The sequence below is a fragment of the Pseudomonas lundensis genome (assembly GCF_015377145.2).
GTDB lineage: Bacteria > Pseudomonadota > Gammaproteobacteria > Pseudomonadales > Pseudomonadaceae > Aquipseudomonas > Aquipseudomonas lundensis.
In genome coordinates this window covers 541090-556920 of sequence record NZ_CP062158.2, presented here as the reverse complement: position 1 = coordinate 556920, position 15831 = coordinate 541090, and the positions used below count along the sequence as shown (strand labels likewise).

Annotated in this window: 12 protein-coding genes and 1 tRNA gene; 10 read left to right on the top strand and 3 right to left on the bottom strand. The window is 57.3% G+C overall.

The genetic code is table 11. The features are described from left to right. Positions 1-44 precede the first annotated feature (44 nt). From IF654_RS02875 to IF654_RS02865, 3 genes are all read left to right on the top strand, one after another. Positions 45-1319: a YeaH/YhbH family protein gene (locus tag IF654_RS02875; RefSeq protein ID WP_047278020.1), complete on the top strand. Its 1275-nt coding sequence runs from the start codon at positions 45-47 to the stop codon at positions 1317-1319. Next, positions 1316-2878 (top strand): SpoVR family protein, encoded by a 1563-nt coding sequence (locus IF654_RS02870; protein ID WP_047278022.1) that lies wholly within the window; start codon positions 1316-1318, stop codon positions 2876-2878. The genes IF654_RS02875 and IF654_RS02870 overlap by 4 nt, the downstream gene beginning before the upstream one ends. Positions 2879-2940: 62 nt before the next feature. Next, a complete protein-coding gene (locus IF654_RS02865) occupies positions 2941-4185 on the top strand; it encodes a multifunctional CCA addition/repair protein (RefSeq protein ID WP_095009903.1) in 1245 nt (414 codons plus the stop codon). A 31-nt stretch (positions 4186-4216) separates the two neighbouring features. On the opposite strand, the gene folK is transcribed toward IF654_RS02865, so the two are convergent. Both folK and folB read right to left on the bottom strand, forming a co-directional pair. After that, positions 4217-4744, bottom strand: a complete 528-nt coding sequence (gene folK, locus IF654_RS02860; RefSeq protein WP_047278026.1) for a 2-amino-4-hydroxy-6-hydroxymethyldihydropteridine diphosphokinase — start codon at positions 4742-4744, stop codon at positions 4217-4219. After that, positions 4735-5088 (bottom strand): dihydroneopterin aldolase, encoded by a 354-nt coding sequence (gene folB, locus IF654_RS02855; protein WP_047278029.1) that lies wholly within the window; start codon positions 5086-5088, stop codon positions 4735-4737. Before folB ends, folK begins: the two co-directional genes overlap by 10 nt. A gap of 74 nt (positions 5089-5162) precedes the next feature. Between folB and plsY the strand changes: the two genes are divergently transcribed. Then, on the top strand, positions 5163-5732 hold the full coding sequence (plsY, locus tag IF654_RS02850; RefSeq protein WP_047278031.1) for a glycerol-3-phosphate 1-O-acyltransferase PlsY: 570 nt from the start codon (positions 5163-5165) through the stop codon (positions 5730-5732). A gap of 53 nt (positions 5733-5785) precedes the next feature. Here plsY and tsaD read toward each other — a convergent pair whose 3' ends face one another. Next, the gene (gene tsaD / locus IF654_RS02845; protein ID WP_047279319.1) at positions 5786-6811 is read right to left on the bottom strand and encodes a tRNA (adenosine(37)-N6)-threonylcarbamoyltransferase complex transferase subunit TsaD; all 1026 of its coding nucleotides are present in this window, start codon (positions 6809-6811) and stop codon (positions 5786-5788) included. Positions 6812-7009: 198 nt separating this feature from the next. On the opposite strand from tsaD, the gene rpsU reads away from it, so the two are divergent. The 6 genes from rpsU to IF654_RS02815 all read left to right on the top strand — a co-directional run bounded on the left by rpsU (position 7010) and on the right by IF654_RS02815 (position 15761). After that, positions 7010-7225, top strand: coding sequence for a 30S ribosomal protein S21 (gene rpsU / locus IF654_RS02840; protein ID WP_002551877.1), 216 nt, complete (start codon positions 7010-7012; stop codon positions 7223-7225). 470 nt (positions 7226-7695) lie between these two features. After that, positions 7696-9645, top strand: a complete 1950-nt coding sequence (gene dnaG / locus IF654_RS02835) for a DNA primase (protein WP_070414532.1) — start codon at positions 7696-7698, stop codon at positions 9643-9645. A 67-nt stretch (positions 9646-9712) separates the two neighbouring features. Next, positions 9713-11563: an RNA polymerase sigma factor RpoD gene (gene rpoD, locus IF654_RS02830; protein ID WP_047278039.1), complete on the top strand. Its 1851-nt coding sequence runs from the start codon at positions 9713-9715 to the stop codon at positions 11561-11563. Positions 11564-11685: 122 nt separating this feature from the next. Beyond that, positions 11686-15057 (top strand): bifunctional diguanylate cyclase/phosphodiesterase, encoded by a 3372-nt coding sequence (locus tag IF654_RS02825; RefSeq protein ID WP_047278040.1) that lies wholly within the window; start codon positions 11686-11688, stop codon positions 15055-15057. Between the two features lie 15 nt (positions 15058-15072). Beyond that, positions 15073-15149 (top strand) — tRNA-Ile (locus IF654_RS02820). Positions 15150-15308: 159 nt separating this feature from the next. Next, the gene (locus IF654_RS02815; RefSeq protein WP_047279149.1) at positions 15309-15761 is read left to right on the top strand and encodes an Lrp/AsnC family transcriptional regulator; all 453 of its coding nucleotides are present in this window, start codon (positions 15309-15311) and stop codon (positions 15759-15761) included. The last annotated feature ends 70 nt before the right edge of the window (positions 15762-15831 follow it).

Here is a 15831-nt window from a genome sequence, read left to right as displayed (position 1 = left end):
GCTTGCGGCGTGCAGCTCACCTCTTGAAGCGGCCCGGAGGGCTTATGAGCTATGTGATCGATCGACGCCTCAATGGCAAGAACAAGAGCACGGTAAACCGCCAGCGTTTTCTGCGGCGCTATCGCGACCACATCAAAAAGGCCGTCGAAGAAGCCGTGGGCCGGCGTTCCATCACCGACATGGAGCATGGCGAACAGATCAGCATTCCCGGTCGCGACATTGATGAGCCGGTGTTGCACCACGGTCGCGGCGGCAAACAGACCGTCGTACACCCGGGCAATAAGGAGTTCACCAGCGGCGAACACATTCAGCGCCCCCAAGGCGGGTCCGGGGGCGGAGGCGGCCCGGGCAAAGCAGGCAATTCCGGCGAGGGCATGGATGAGTTTGTGTTTCAAATCACCCAGGAGGAATTCCTCGAGTTCATGTTCGAAGACCTCGAGTTGCCGAACCTGGTCAAACGCCACCTGACCGGCACTGACACCTTTAAAACCGTGCGTGCCGGGATCAGTAACGAGGGCAACCCCTCACGCATCAACATCATCCGGACCTTGCGCTCAGCCCATGCCCGGCGCATCGCACTGACCGGCAGCAGCCGCGCTCGACTCAAAGAAGCCAAAACTGAACTGGAGCGCTTGAAGCGCGAAGAACCGGACAATTTCGGTGATATCAAAGACATCGAAGCTGAAATCGAGAAACTCAGCGCCCGGATTCATCGCGTGCCGTTCCTCGACACCTTCGACCTGAAGTACAACTTGCTGGTCAAACACCCCAACCCGAGTTCAAAGGCGGTGATGTTCTGCCTGATGGACGTTTCAGGCTCCATGACACAAGCCACCAAGGACATCGCCAAGCGGTTCTTTATCCTGCTGTACCTGTTTCTGAAGCGAAATTACGACAAGATCGAGGTGGTCTTTATTCGCCACCACACCAGCGCACGGGAAGTGGACGAAGAGGAGTTTTTCTATTCACGGGAAACCGGCGGCACCATCGTGTCCAGCGCTCTCAAGTTGATGCAGGAGATCATGGCCGAGCGCTATCCCACGAATGAATGGAACATTTACGCCGCCCAGGCTTCCGACGGTGACAACTGGAACGACGACTCACCCATTTGCCGCGACATTCTGATCAACCAGATCATGCCGTTCGTGCAGTACTACACTTACGTGGAAATTACCCCGCGCGAACATCAGGCACTCTGGTACGAATATGAGCGTATCAACGAGGCTTTTCCCGACACCTTCGCTCAGCAACAACTGGTCTCGGCCGGCGATATTTACCCGGTCTTCCGTGAACTCTTCCAGCGCAGGTTAGTGACATGACCGCCAAAGAGAATAAGCGCCACCCTATCTCCACTGGCTCCGAGTGGACCTTTGAACTGATCCAGGCCTACGACCGGGAAATCGGTCGCCTGGCAGAACGGTATGCACTGGACACCTACCCCAACCAGATTGAGGTGATTACCGCCGAGCAAATGATGGACGCCTATGCCTCTGTCGGGATGCCGTTGGGGTATCACCATTGGTCCTACGGCAAACATTTCCTGAGCACCGAGAAATCCTACAGCCGTGGGCAAATGGGGCTGGCGTACGAAATCGTCATCAACTCAGACCCGTGCATCGCTTACCTGATGGAAGAAAACACCATTTGCATGCAAGCCCTGGTGGTTGCCCATGCCTGCTATGGCCACAACAGTTTCTTCAAAGGTAATTACCTGTTCCGGACCTGGACTGATGCCAGTTCGATCATTGATTACCTGGTGTTTGCCAAGCAATACATCATGCAATGCGAAGAGCGCCACGGGATCGATGCCGTGGAAGACCTGCTGGACTCTTGCCATGCACTCATGAATTACGGCGTAGACCGCTACAAACGGCCTTACCCGATTTCGGCCGAAGAAGAGCGGCGGCGTCAGAAGGAGCGCGAAGAGCACCTGCAAAAACAGATCAATGACCTGTGGCGCACCATTCCCAAGAACGCTGACAAATTCAACGAAAAGGACAATGCTCGTTTCCCCGACGAGCCGCAGGAAAACATCCTGTATTTCATCGAGAAACACGCGCCGCTGCTGGAACCCTGGCAGCGGGAAGTGGTGCGTATCGTACGTAAAATCGCACAGTACTTTTACCCGCAGCGCCAGACACAAGTCATGAACGAAGGCTGGGCAACTTTCTGGCACTACACCCTGATGAACGACCTTTACGATGAAGGGCTGGTGACGGAAGGCTTCATGATGGAGTTCCTGACCTCGCACACCAGCGTGGTGTTTCAGCCGGGTTTTGACAGCCCTTATTACAGCGGTATCAACCCGTATGCCCTGGGGTTTGCGATGTACCGCGATATCCGGCGCATGTGTGAAGACCCCACCGAGGAAGACCGCCGCTGGTTCCCGGAACTGGCCGGTAGCGATTGGTTATCGAGCATCAAGTTCGCCATGAGCAGCTTCAAGGACGAAAGCTTCATCCTGCAATACCTGTCTCCCAAGGTGATGCGCGACCTCAAGTTGTTCAGCATCATGGATGACGATCAGAAGGACGATTTACTCGTTCCCGCCATCCATGACGAAAACGGCTACAGGATCATTCGTGAAACCCTGGCAGCGCAGTACAACTTGGGTAATCGCGAGCCCAACGTGCAGATCTGGAGCATTGACCGCCGCGGCGACCGCTCCCTCACCCTGCGCCATCAACAACATGACCGCAAACCGCTGGGCGATTCCACCGACGAGGTCCTTAAACACCTGCACCGCCTGTGGGGCTTCGATATTCATCTGGAGACGCTGCAAGGAGATCAAGTGATGAAAGTCCATCATGTTCCGCCTAAAGGCGAACATGGGGACGCTGACTATGGGCGCCTGGATTTGAGCGCCATTCACCTGTGACGCACGTGAACCTCCGTTTGCGCGACGCAGCGGTTATCCTGTCGCGCTAACGGAGGTTTTTTATGAAGATTTATAAAGTCGGCGGCGCAGTCCGAGACCGCTTGCTGGGCAAGCCCGTCACCGACATCGACTGGGTCGTGGTAGGCGCAAGCGCAGAACAAATGCTGGCCAAGGGCTTTCGTCCTGTGGGTTCCGACTTCCCGGTCTTTCTGCACCCCAAAACCGGTGAGGAATACGCCCTCGCCCGCACCGAGCGTAAAAGCGGACGCGGCTATGGGGGCTTTGTATTTCATGCCAGCCCTGACGTGACCCTTGAAGAAGATTTGATCCGCCGCGATCTGACCATTAACGCGATGGCCGAAGATGACGCGGGCACTATCACCGATCCCTACCACGGCCAACGGGACCTGGAAGCGCGCATACTGCGCCATGTTTCCCCGGCATTCGCCGAAGATCCACTACGGGTGCTGCGCGTTGCACGTTTTGCAGCACGTTATGCGGGCCTGGGTTTCAAGGTTGCAGACGAAACACTTGAACTGATGCGTCAACTGTCGGCTTCGGGCGAACTGCAGGCGCTGACACCGGAACGCTGCTGGAAGGAAATCTCCCGCGCGCTGATGGAAGATCATCCCCACGTCTTTATCGACGTGCTCAGACAGTGCGGCGCTCTTGAGGTGCTGTTACCGGAAGTTCAGGCATTGTTCGGCGTACCGCAGCCGCCGGCTCATCACCCGGAAATCGACAGCGGCATTCACACCCTCAGCGTGCTTGAACAAGCTGCGCGACATCATCAGCCTTTGACCATCCGCTGGGCGTGCCTGCTGCATGACGTGGGCAAAGGCCTTACACCTGTAGATAAATGGCCTCGCCACATTGCCCATGAACACACAGGGCTGCGCCTGATCAAGGCGGTGAACGAGCGCTTCAAGGCGCCCCGCGATTGCCAGGAACTTGCATTGCTGGTCGGTGAATATCACACCCACGGGCATCGTGCCTTTGAGCTGAAGGCCTCGACCTTACTGGATTTGCTGCAACGGTTTGACGTATACCGCCGGCCTCAGCGCTTCGAGGAGTTTATCGTCGCGTGCGAGATGGACGCCAAGGGCCGCCTTGGACTTGAAGAGCGGCCTTACCCGCAGGCTGATTACCTGCGCGGCGCCGCAAAAGCGGCACAGGCCGTTGCCGTTCAGCCGCTGCTGGAACAGGGCTTCAAGGGGCCGGAATTGGGAGAAGCCCTCAAGCGCGAACGGCTCAGGGCTATACACACGTACAAAGAGACCCGCAAACACCCGGGGCCTGCTTCGTAACCGCTGTCCAACAAGTTAGAGCGGCAGCGCCTTACAGGTGCCTCAGCATCTCTTTAGGTGTTAAGGGTTCGCCCCGCCATTCAAACGCAGCCGGGGCGAGCACTTGGTCAATCTGCGCATCAGCCCACATCTGACTCAGCGTGATACCCACAATCGGGTGCAATTTGTCAGGGGCGATGAGCGAAAGCGGCCACAGCACAAAGGCATTCTTGAGAATTTCGGCGCGCGGCAGGATCAAACCGTCAAAGTTACCCACCAGATCGCCGTAAAACAAAACGTCAATGTCCAGCGGCAGACCCTTGCGATCCTGGGCATATCGTCCGTTATCGGCTTCGATCAGCTTCAAACGTCGGCTCAACTCAGCTAAAGGAAGATCCGTGTTGGCCACCACCACCAGGTTGAAAAAAGGCCCACTCTTGATGCCTACAGGCTGGCTTTCGAAGACCGCCGAGCACTGCATGCCGTGCAGGAAGCCAGCCAGCGCATCGAGCCCCGCCTGTAAATGCTTTTCGCGCTCGACATTACTGCCCAACCCGAGAAAAACCTGAGTTAGCGACATCCGCGCTCAATCTCCACGCCCACCCCTGTGGCGGCCGCGACGGCGCCCGGCTTGGTCAGCTTGAGGTGCATCCAGGGAATATTGAATTCACGCATCAACACTTCCGTCAGATGCTCGGCAAAGGTTTCTACCAATTGGTAGTGGGCTTGCTCGGCAAAGGCCTGAATTCTGGTCGAGACGCTGGCGTAGTCCAGCGCAAGGGTCAGATCATCCCCTGCTGCGGCCGGGCGGTTATCCCACGCAAAATTCAGATCAAGGCGCAAACACTGACGGATGCCACGCTCCCAGTCATAGGCACCGATCACGGTGTCAACTTCCAGGCCTTCGATAAACACTCTGTCCAAGCACTTTTCTCCGCAGCACGACAAGGGCGCAATGCGCCGTTAGAATCAGGGCGTCCTCGCCCGGAATAGTTAGCATGTTTTGGTTACTGGCGATTATCGCCTACCTGCTTGGCTCGCTGTCCTTCGCCATTTTGCTCAGCCGCCTGACGGGTAATCCCGACCCGCGAATGAGTGGCTCAGGCAATGCTGGCGCGACCAATATGTTACGCCTGGCCGGTAAAAAACTGGCCGTCCTGACCTTGCTCGGTGATCTGTGCAAAGGCCTGCTGCCCGTCCTGCTCGCCAACCAACTCAACCTGCCACTCCAGCAACAAGCCTGGATTGGTGTGTGCGCCGTCATCGGGCACATGTATCCCCTGTACTTCCGCTTCAGGGGCGGCAAAGGCGTCGCCACGGCTGCCGGCATGCTGCTGGGGCTTTATCCTCCCGCCGCCTTGCTGGCCGTCCTGGCCTGGCTGCTGACCTTCCAGCTGACCCGCACCAGCTCACTCGCCGCGCTGATCGCCACCCCCTTGACCCTGCCACTTCTGGCCTGGCAAGAGCCTGCCGCGCTGCTGCCCATGTGTGGATTAACCGCACTGATTGTCTGGCGCCACCGCGGCAATTTACGCGACCTGATGGCCGGGCGCGAACGGCATTTCTGATTTACCCGCATGAAAATACCTCATGCTGGCCAGTAAACGCCTGAACACCACCGTCACAAAGGCTTTAACTGCTCCATCGGCCAGCGCGCCTGCACACTGATCGCCAGGCTTTCATGCTGGCCCGCCTGCAAGCGCTGACACCCGGCGAATGCGATCATCGCGCCATTGTCCGTACAAAATTCAGGGCGCGCATAAAACACCTGACCGTTCATGCCACCGAGCATGGTCTCCAGCGAAGACCGCAACGCCTTGTTTGCGCTCACACCGCCGGCAATCACCAGACGCTTCATGCCTGCCTGCTTCAGGGCGCGCTTGCACTTGATGGTGAGCGTCTCAACCACGGCCTGCTGAAACGCCAGCGCGATGTCGCAACGGGCCTGTTCGTTATCATCACCCGCCGCCACGCAGCGCTGCCAAGTGTTCAAGGCAAAGGTCTTGAGGCCGCTGAAACTGAAATCGAGGCCAGGGCGATCGGTCATGGGCCGCGGGAACACAAAGCGTCCCGCCACACCTTGGGCCGCAAGGCGGGCAATTTCAGGGCCACCCGGATAGTTGAGTCCCATCATCTTCGCCGTTTTGTCGAAAGCCTCGCCTGCGGCATCGTCCAGCGTTTCGCCCAGCAGCGCGTATTGACCGATGCCATCCACCTGAACCAGCTGCGTGTGGCCACCTGACACCAACAATGCGACGAACGGGAACTCTGGGGGCTGCTCTTCCAGCATGGGGGCCAGCAAATGGCCTTCCATGTGGTGTACGCCCAAGGCAGGAATGCCCCATGCGAAGGCCAGCGCCTGGGCGCAGGAAGCCCCGACCAGCAAGGCCCCGACCAGGCCTGGCCCCGCCGTGTAGGCAATTGCATCGATTTCGGTCGGCACGCAGTCTGCCTCGGCCAACACCTGACGAATCAAGGGCAGCATGCGTTTGACGTGATCCCGTGATGCCAGCTCAGGCACCACGCCACCATAGGCACGGTGCAAATCGATCTGACTGAACAGTGCATCGGCCAAAAGCCCGCGTTCACTGTCGTATAGCGCGACGCCGGTTTCGTCGCAGGAGGTTTCTAATCCCAGTACTAGCATGGGTTTGCGCCTTGTAGAGGCTAAATTCGAAGGCGCGCATAATAGTCGCCACTACCGCCCCCGGCCAGCGGTTTTCGATCAGAGGCTTTGCATTCCGGGCGATGAGGGGTTAACATCCGCAACCCTTAAAAACCGACGTCTTCCAACGCGATTTTGCCTTGAGACGTTGACCCCGGTAATGAATGAAGGTAGCTCTGGATGCCAGCCGTCAAAGTAAAAGAGAACGAACCCTTCGACGTAGCTCTGCGTCGTTTCAAGCGCTCCTGCGAAAAAGCCGGTGTACTGGCTGAAGTTCGCAGCCGCGAATTTTACGAGAAGCCGACTTCCGAGCGTAAGCGCAAAGCAGCAGCCGCTGTTAAGCGTCACGCGAAGAAAGTTCAGCGCGAGCAGCGCCGCGCCGTTCGTCTGTACTAATACACAGACGTTCGTTGCACGCTTCTGCCAAGCCCGGCCTAAAGCCGGGCCGTAGGCAGTTGCAGCAAGTTACACGCTTTACCGTCAAGGCCGCAGATGCGACCGCGACAAACTGCTACACCACGTCAGACCTGGCCTTTAAGCCAGCGGTGCACGTCTTTACTGACGAGCCTTCAAGGCTACCGACGAGCACACACCTCTGATTCTCCTCAAAGACGATCAGCCCAAGGCATCTCTCCCATGCCTGCTTATGAGCTATCCGAGACCAGCCATTGGTCAGCGCCGGACTCAGAGCGTGATATTTCGAACCCATTTACTCTGTTTTAAATACGAGTCTGCGGAGCTTCGACAGATACACTTCCCGACATGATTGAGCAGACGTCACACGTACGAGCAGCGTTTTCGCCTGCACGCCGCCATGACCAAACCTTTCTATACGGCTTTTTTTGCGCTGAGATGACGAGAACGCCATGGCCGGGTTAATCCCCCAGAGCTTTATTGACGACCTTCTGAACCGCACCGATATCGTCGATGTCGTCAGCTCGCGCGTGCAAATGAAGAAAGCAGGCAAAAACTACACCGCCTGCTGCCCCTTCCATAAAGAAAAAACACCCTCGTTCAGTGTCAGCCCGGATAAACAGTTTTATTACTGTTTTGGTTGTGGCGCAGGCGGTAATGCCCTCGGCTTCATCATGGACCACGACAACCTGGACTTCCCCCAGGCTGTCGAAGAACTGGCCAAAGCCGCAGGTATGGAGATTCCCAGAGAGGAAAGCGGGCGCTCGCACAAACCGCGACAGCCGACCGACTCGCCGCTCTACCCGCTGCTGACCGCAGCCGCCGACTTTTATCGGCAGGCCCTGAAAAGCCACCCGGCGCGCAGGGCCGCCGTGGACTACTTGAAAGGCCGGGGCCTGACCGGCGAAATCGCCCGGGATTTCGGCCTGGGCTTTGCTCCGCCCGGCTGGGACAACCTCTACAAGCACTTGAGCAGCGACACCCTGCAGCAAAAAGCCATGATCGATGCGGGCTTATTGGTTGAGAACGCTGAAACCGGCAAACGCTATGACCGCTTTCGCGATCGCGTAATGTTCCCGATTCGCGACAGCCGTGGCCGCATTATTGCGTTTGGCGGTCGCGTGCTCGGTGATGACAAGCCCAAATACCTGAACTCCCCTGAAACACCTGTCTTCCACAAAGGACAGGAATTGTACGGGCTGTTCGAAGCGCGCAAGTTCAATCGCAGCCTCGACGAAATCATCGTGGTTGAAGGCTATATGGACGTCATTGCCTTGGCCCAACAGGGCTTGCGCAATGCCGTGGCCACGCTGGGCACCGCGACCAGCGAAGAGCACATGAAGCGCCTGTTTCGGGTCGTACCCAGCGTATTGTTTTGCTTTGATGGCGATCAGGCTGGCCGCAATGCCGCCTGGCGCGCACTTGAGGCCACGCTGCCCTGCCTGCAAGATGGCCGCCGCGCCCGCTTCCTGTTTCTGCCAGAAGGCGAGGATCCGGACACATTGGTGCGCTCCGAAGGCACTGATGCGTTCAAGGCGCGCATTAACCAGCACGCGCAGCCGCTGGCAGATTATTTTTTCCAGCAACTGACTGAAGAAACCGATCCGCGCTCGCTCGAAGGCAGGGCCCACATGGCCACGCTGGCAGCACCGCTCATCGACAAAGTGCCGGGCGCCAACCTGCGCAACCTGATGCGTCAACGCTTGAGCGAAATCACGGGCCTCAACAGCGAAGCGGTCAGCCAACTGGCGCAAAGCGCACCACCGCCCTCGCAACCCGCCTACGATCCCGGCATTGATTACGATGCGATGCCGGACTACAGCGACTTTCAGCAGCCGGAAACGTACGCCCCCCAACAGGAATGGACCCCGAAAAAGTCGGGGGCGGGCGGTAAAAAGTGGGAAAACAAACCATGGGACAAAAAAGGCAAGCGCGGCGGTGAGCGCGAGCAGGCCTGGATCCCGGTCGGCGTTGAACCGCCGACATTAACCGCCCTGCGCACCTTGCTGCACCACCCGCAACTGGCCAAAAAAGTAGAAGACGCGGGCCACTTTGCGGCCGAAGACCAGACGAATAACCAGCTGTTGATCGCGCTGGTCGAGGCCGTACAGAAGAATCCTAAGCTAAGCTCTATTCAGTTGTTGTCCCGCTGGCACGGCACTGAACAGGGCCGCTTGCTGCAAAGACTGCTCGAAAAGGAATGGCTAATTGACGCCGACAACCTTGAACAACAGTTTTTCGACACCATAACTAGCTTGTCAGCTCGCCAACGCGAGCGAAATCTGGAACAACTTCTTCGAAAAGCACGTCAAGGCGAGCTAAGTAGCGAGGAGAAAAATCAGTTACGCGACCTTCTGAGTCGCAATAATCCCGCATCAAACCCGACCTCAACTGGCGCGTGAGGTCATAGCTAAGGTATAATCCTCGGCTTGTTTTTTGCCCGCCAAGACCTTCAGTGGATAGGGTGTTATGTCCGGAAAAGCGCAACAGCAGTCTCGTATCAAAGAGTTGATCACCCTCGGCCGTGAGCAGAAGTATCTGACTTACGCAGAGGTCAACGACCACCTGCCCGAAGATATTTCAGATCCGGAGCAAGTGGAAGACATCATCCGCATGATTAATGACATGGGGATCCCCGTACACGAGAGTGCTCCGGATGCGGACGCCCTTATGTTGGCCGATGCTGACACCGACGAAGCCGCTGCTGAAGAAGCAGCTGCAGCGTTGGCGGCAGTAGAAACCGATATTGGTCGCACTACCGACCCAGTACGCATGTATATGCGTGAAATGGGCACGGTAGAACTGCTGACACGCGAAGGCGAAATTGAAATCGCCAAGCGTATCGAAGAAGGCATCCGCGAAGTGATGGGCGCAATCGCGCACTTCCCTGGCACGGTTGACCATATTCTCTCCGAGTACACTCGCGTCACCACCGAAGGTGGTCGCCTTTCTGACGTCCTGAGCGGTTATATCGACCCGGACGATGGAATTACGCCGCCTGCAGCCGAGGTTCCGCCTCCTGTCGATCCTAAAACGGCCAAGGCCGAAGGTGATGACGAAGAGGAAGAGAAGGACGACGCTACCGATGACGAGGAAGAGGTCGAAAGCGGCCCCGATCCAATCATCGCGGCACAGCGCTTCGGCGCCGTTTCCGATCAGATGGAAATCACTCGCAAGGCACTGAAGAAGCACGGTCGCGACAGCAAGCAGGCGATTGCCGAGCTGGTTGCCCTGGCTGAGCTGTTCATGCCGATCAAGCTGGTGCCCAAGCAGTTCGAAGGCCTGGTTGAACGTGTTCGTAGCGCTCTGGAGCGTCTGCGTGCACAAGAGCGGGCCATCATGCAGCTGTGCGTCCGTGATGCACGCATGCCGCGTACCGATTTCCTTCGCCTGTTCCCGGGCAATGAAGTCGACGAAAGCTGGAGCGACGCGCTGGCCAAAGGCAAAAGCAAATACGCTGAAGCCATTGCCCGCTTGCAACCGGACATCATCCGTTGCCAGCAAAAGCTGTCTGCTCTAGAAGCAGAAACCGGCTTGAAGATTGCCGAGATCAAGGACATCAACCGTCGCATGTCGATCGGTGAGGCCAAGGCCCGCCGCGCGAAGAAAGAGATGGTTGAAGCCAACTTGCGTCTGGTGATCTCCATCGCCAAGAAGTACACCAACCGTGGCTTGCAGTTCCTCGACCTGATCCAGGAAGGCAACATCGGCTTGATGAAAGCGGTAGACAAGTTTGAATACCGCCGCGGCTACAAATTCTCGACTTATGCCACCTGGTGGATCCGTCAGGCGATCACTCGCTCGATTGCCGACCAGGCACGCACCATCCGTATTCCGGTGCACATGATCGAGACGATCAACAAGCTCAACCGTATTTCCCGCCAAATGCTGCAGGAAATGGGTCGCGAACCGACCCCGGAAGAGCTGGGCGAACGCATGGAAATGCCTGAGGACAAAATCCGCAAGGTATTGAAGATCGCTAAAGAGCCGATCTCCATGGAAACCCCGATCGGTGATGACGAAGACTCCCATCTGGGTGATTTCATCGAAGACTCGACCATGCAGTCGCCAATCGATGTTGCCACCGTTGAGAGCCTTAAAGAAGCGACACGCGATGTACTTGGCGGCCTTACAGCACGTGAAGCCAAAGTACTGCGCATGCGCTTCGGTATCGACATGAATACCGACCACACCCTTGAGGAGGTTGGTAAGCAGTTCGACGTTACCCGTGAGCGGATTCGTCAGATCGAAGCCAAAGCGTTACGCAAGCTGCGCCACCCGACGAGAAGCGAGCACCTGCGCTCCTTCCTCGACGAGTGATACCAAAACCCCCGGCCCTGCCGGGGGTTTTGCTTTGTACCCGCCAAACCTTTCCAGCGCCTCACGCCCATATCCCACAGCCCGTCTACACTCGTCACATTCGCGAGTAGAACGAGCCCCGCATGCCACGACTGCCAGCCACCCTCCTCTTGCTGCTAATCGCCTTTTCCACAGCGGCCAACGCCCTGACGTTGACCGATGAAGAGCGACAGTGGCTCGACAAGCATCCCGAGCTACGCCTTGGGGTTGATGCGTCATGGCCACCCTTTGAGTTCCGCGACGAAAAGGGGCTCTATACCGGCTTGGCCGCGGACTACGTGGAACTAATCAAAAACCGTTTGGGTGTGAGCATCAAACCGGTGGAGCCCTACGACTGGAGCAGCGTCCTTGAGCTCGCCAAAGATGGCAGTCTCGACTGGCTACCCGGCATCATGTCGACCCCTGAGCGTCAGAAAACCCTGGCCTTTACGCGCCCCTACCTCGACTTCCCGATTGTCATCCTCGCGCACAAAGGCGGCCCCGCCCCAAAAAACATTGATGAGCTCTATGGGCTGAAAATCGCCGTGGTCGAAAACTACGCCCCGCACGAGCTGTTGCATGCCCAACACCCCGACCTGAATCTCGTCGCCCTGCCCAATGTCAGCTCCGCGCTACAAGCATTGGCTACCGATCAAGTCGACGCCATGGTGGGCGACCTGGCGTCCAGCGTCTGGAGCCTGCGCCAGCTCAAGCTGGATGGGTTGTACGTCAGTGGCGAAACCCCGTATCGCTATCAACTGGCAATGGCCGTACCCAAAGACCAAACCATCCTGTTGCGCCTGCTGGATAAAGTCATGGCCGACATGACACCCCGTGAAATCGAAGCCATTCAAGCGCGCTGGATCGGCAACACCGGCGATTATCAGGCGTTGTGGCGCGGGTTACTGCTGTATGTACTGCCGGGCATCTTGTTGCTCGTCACCGTATTGATCGTGGTCGTGCGCATCAACAGGCGCCTGAGCTCCGAAATAGCCCGCCGCGTTGCCCTCGAACAGGAACTGCGCAGTAGCGAATACCGCTATAGAGGCTTGGTCGAAAGTCTGTCTGCCATCGCATGGGAGGCCCAACGGGATGATTACACCTACACCTATGTTTCCCCTCAGGCCGAAACACTCATCGGCTACCCCTTGGCCGACTGGCTGACCCCTGGGTTCTGGGAGCGAATCATCCATCCCGATGACCTGCCCCGAACCAAAATGTACTGCGAAAGCGAAATCAAGGCCGGGCGCGACCACAGCATCGACTATCGCGTGATAACCGCCGATGGCAGAACCCTGTGGCTACGGGACATCATCACGCTTTCCACGCACAATCAGACGCCCGTACTGCGCGGATTGATGATCAACATCAGCGAAACCAAACAAACCGAAGAAGCGCTGCGCCTTTCTGAGGAAAAATTTGCCAAAGCCTTCCATGCATCGCCAGACGGATTGCTGTTGAGTCGGCAGAGTGATGGCTTGCTGATCGAAATCAACGAAGGCTTCAGCCGCTTGACCGGCTACGACAGCGCCAGCGCACTGAATCGATCCTCTCTGGACCTCAACATCTGGGCCGATGTTCACCAACGCCAAGAGTTACTCACACGCCTGAGTGAGGACGGGTTTGTAAGGGATTTCAGGTGCAAATTGCGCCACAAAAGCGGGCGCATACGCATCTGTGAAGTCTCTAGCCGACCGCTGAAAATCGGTGATGAAGACTGCATGTTGACCATCACGCGGGACATCACCGAACGCCAACAGATGCAGGAAAAACTCCTGCAAACCGCCACCGTGTTCGAAAGCACGGCTGAAGGCATCTTGTTCACCGACCCGGCGCAAACCATCACCGCCGTGAACCGCGCCTTCACCGAAATCACGGGCTACAGCGAGGCCGAAGTGCTCGGCCAGACACCGCGGATTTTGGCCTCCAATCAGCACGACAGCGCCTTCTTTGCCGCCATGTGGCATCAGTTGTCAGGCGAGGGACACTGGCAAGGGGAGATTTATAACAAGCGCAAAAACGGGGAAGTCTATCCCTGCTGGATAACGATCAGCGCAGTACACAACTCCGAAAATATCGTCACTCACTTTGTGGCCGTCTTTGCCGACATTTCCAGCCTCAAGCACGCACAGGCGCGTCTGGATCATCAGGTCCATCACGACCCGCTGACTGGCTTGCCGAACCGTTTGCTGTTCGAGAGCCGTCTGGACCAGATCCTCAATCAGCAAAATGCGCAAGACCAACACGCGGCAGTACTGTTTCTGGACCTTGATCGCTTTAAAAACATCAACGACAGCCTGGGCCACCCGGTGGGCGACCTGTTGCTCAAAGGCATCACCGCACGCCTCAAGGTCCAGTTGCGCGACATTGATACCGTCGCCCGCCTCGGCGGCGATGAATTCATTATCCTGCTGCCCGGCCTTCAGCAACCCCGTGATGCCGAGGTGATTGCCAACAAGTTACTGGCCTGTTTCAGCGCACCGTTCCCAGCGGGCGAACACGAACTGTTTATCAGCGCCAGCATCGGCATCAGCGTGTACCCGCATGACGGCACGGACGTGGCCACACTGGTAAAAAACGCCGACGCCGCCATGTACCGTTCCAAGCTCAAAGGCCGCAACCGGGTTGAGCGCTACACCCATGACCTCACCTCACAAGCGAGCGAACGGGTGATCCTTGAACAGGAACTGCGACGTGCGCTGGAGCGCAACGAGCTATCGCTGTTCTATCAACCCAAAATCAGCCTGCACGACCTGAGTCTGGTCGGCGCTGAAGCCCTGATTCGCTGGACCCACCCCACGCTGGGCGTCATTGCCCCTGAGCGCTTCATTCATCTGGCCGAAGAAAACGGCATGATTATCCAGGTGGGTGACTGGGTGCTGGAGCGTGCCTGCATGCAATTGAATGAGTGGAATCAGACATACGCACCTTTTGGCCCGGTCTCCGTAAACCTGGCCGGCGCCCAATTACACCAACCCCGACTGGTCGGCCGCATCCGCCAACTCCTGAAAAAATACAACCTCCAGCCGGGTTACCTGCAACTTGAGATCACTGAAAACTTCATCATGAACCAGACTGAAGAAGCACTGGACGTCCTGCATCAGCTCAAGCGATTAGGCGTGCAACTGGCGATTGATGACTTTGGCACCGGATATTCCTCACTCAGCTACCTCAAACGCCTGCCCCTGGACACCTTGAAAATTGACCAGTCATTCGTGCGCGGCTTACCCCACGACCCCAATGACGAAGCCATCGTACGGGCCATCATTGCCCTGGGTCGCAGCATGCAATTCACCGTCATTGCCGAAGGTGTGGAAAACCAGGCCCAGCAAGACTTCTTGGCCAACGCCGGTTGCGAACAGATTCAGGGGTACATCATCAGCGTGCCTTTATCTGCTGAAGAATTCGCGACGACCTTTCTTCGTATCTCTATTTCAGACTTTTCGGATAGCACTGCCGAGAAACCATCGTTATAATCCGCGACCTACTGAGGGCCTATAGCTCAGTTGGTTAGAGCAGGGGACTCATAATCCCTTGGTCGTAGGTTCGAGTCCTACTGGGCCCACCACTTTGAAAGCCGCGCACTGCGCGGCTTTTGTGTTTCTGGCGTTTGCAGGGCTGTGCTGCGAAAAGTCGTGATCGTCCATATCCCGTCCACCACTGGACGCCCCGCCCCTCAAGCGCTGTACCATGAGCGCCCACTTCGATGACGCCACTGGAGCCTCTCTTGCCTGACTCTCGCCCGCCCGTGCTGGATGAAATCGATCGTCAGTTGATTGCCGCCTTGCAGCTCAATGCACGCGAAAGCGTCGCCATGCTGGCGCGTCAGTTGGGAATTGCACGCACCACGGTGACGTCACGGCTGTCACGCCTGGAGAAAAACAACATCATCACCGGGTATGGCGTTCGACTGGGGCAGCGCCTGATTGATGGCGGACTGCAAGCGTATGTCGGGATTACCGTGCAGCCACGCTCGGGCAAGGAGGTGGTCAGGCGCTTGAGTGCCATGGCGCAGGTGCAGCAACTGTGCGCCGTCAGCGGAGAATTTGATTACGTCGCGTGGCTGCGCAGCGATTCCCCCGAGCAACTTGATCAATTGCTGGACCAGATCGGCAGTGTCGAGGGCGTTGAAAAAACCACGACCTCCATCATTCTCAGCAGCAAAGTCGACCGCGGCTAAGCCGACGCGAACAACACTTTGCACAGCGCTTTCGTCATACTGCGCAAAGACAATGCAAAACGACGACACT